1 rRNA gene is annotated in these 1,856 nt (G+C 50.3%); it reads right to left on the bottom strand.

Going from position 1 to position 1,856, the window contains the following annotated elements:
- Nucleotides 1-166: 166 nt before the first annotated feature.
- Nucleotides 167-1,730: ribosomal RNA gene (locus FC46_RS09740) — 16S ribosomal RNA — on the bottom strand.
- Between the last annotated feature and the right edge of the window lie 126 nt (nt 1,731-1,856).

The raw sequence follows: 1,856 nt of genomic DNA, 5'->3' as shown, positions 1-1,856 counted from the left end.
GTTCAATGATTGTCTCGGTTTTTTCTTGGATTATATTCAGTTTTCAATGTACTAACTTTTTTGAGAGCTAGCGCCCTCAAAACTAAACAAAGTTTCTTCAGTGTGCTTCCGTACTCCGCTGACTTCTTCTTAGTATTTCTACTCTCCATCAGCTTTGCTTCCTTAGAAAGGAGGTGATCCAGCCGCAGGTTCTCCTACGGCTACCTTGTTACGACTTCACCCCAGTCATCTGCCCTGCCTTAGACGGCTCCTTCCTTACGGTTAGGCCACCGGCTTTGGGCATTGCAGACTCCCATGGTGTGACGGGCGGTGTGTACAAGGCCCGGGAACGTATTCACCGCGGCGTGCTGATCCGCGATTACTAGCGATTCCAGCTTCGTGCAGTCGAGTTGCAGACTGCAGTCCGAACTGAGAACAGCTTTAAGAGATTCGCTTGCCGTCACCGGCTTGCTTCTCGTTGTACTGCCCATTGTAGCACGTGTGTAGCCCAGGTCATAAGGGGCATGATGACTTGACGTCATCCCCACCTTCCTCCGGTTTGTCACCGGCAGTCTCATTAGAGTGCCCAACTTAATGCTGGCAACTAATGACAAGGGTTGCGCTCGTTGCGGGACTTAACCCAACATCTCACGACACGAGCTGACGACAGCCATGCACCACCTGTCTTAGCGTCCCCGAAGGGAACTTCTAATCTCTTAGAATGGCACTAGATGTCAAGACCTGGTAAGGTTCTTCGCGTTGCTTCGAATTAAACCACATGCTCCACCGCTTGTGCGGGCCCCCGTCAATTCCTTTGAGTTTCAACCTTGCGGTCGTACTCCCCAGGCGGAGTGCTTAATGCGTTAGCTGCAGCACTGAGAGGCGGAAACCTCCCAACACTTAGCACTCATCGTTTACGGCATGGACTACCAGGGTATCTAATCCTGTTCGCTACCCATGCTTTCGAGCCTCAGCGTCAGTTGCAGACCAGAGAGCCGCCTTCGCCACTGGTGTTCTTCCATATATCTACGCATTCCACCGCTACACATGGAGTTCCACTCTCCTCTTCTGCACTCAAGAAAAACAGTTTCCGATGCAGTTCCACGGTTGAGCCGTGGGCTTTCACATCAGACTTATTTCTCCGCCTGCGCTCGCTTTACGCCCAATAAATCCGGACAACGCTTGCCACCTACGTATTACCGCGGCTGCTGGCACGTAGTTAGCCGTGACTTTCTGGTTGATTACCGTCAAATATAGGCCAGTTACTACCTATATCCTTCTTCACCAACAACAGAGCTTTACGATCCGAAAACCTTCTTCACTCACGCGGCGTTGCTCCATCAGACTTGCGTCCATTGTGGAAGATTCCCTACTGCTGCCTCCCGTAGGAGTTTGGGCCGTGTCTCAGTCCCAATGTGGCCGATCAGTCTCTCAACTCGGCTATGCATCGTCGCCTTGGTAAGCCGTTACCTTACCAACTAGCTAATGCACCGCGGGTCCATCCTTTAGTGACAGCTTTCGCCGCCTTTAAAGTATAAGCCATGCAGCTCATACTCCTATCCGGTATTAGCACCTGTTTCCAAGTGGTATCCCAGTCTTAAGGGTAGGTTACCCACGTGTTACTCACCCATCCGCCGCTAACTTCCACAGCGTCCTTACCGAAGTAATTCTGCTGCTTCTGTTCGCTCGACTTGCATGTATTAGGCACGCCGCCAGCGTTCGTCCTGAGCCAGGATCAAACTCTCATTTTTAAAATAATCGTTTTTTAAGATCTTTGTCTCAAAATTTATTGCTTGCGAAATTGACTTCGCTTTTCTTTGTTTGGGTTCTTACACCCGCACACTTTAGCGAAACTTTGTTCAGTTTTCAAGGTACTA

Source organism: Lactobacillus kalixensis DSM 16043, from assembly GCF_001434335.1.
In the GTDB taxonomy this organism is placed as follows: Bacteria; Bacillota; Bacilli; order Lactobacillales; family Lactobacillaceae; genus Lactobacillus; species Lactobacillus kalixensis.
Note: the sequence above shows the minus strand (reverse complement) of the source record. Positions and strands in the feature narration are given on the sequence as shown.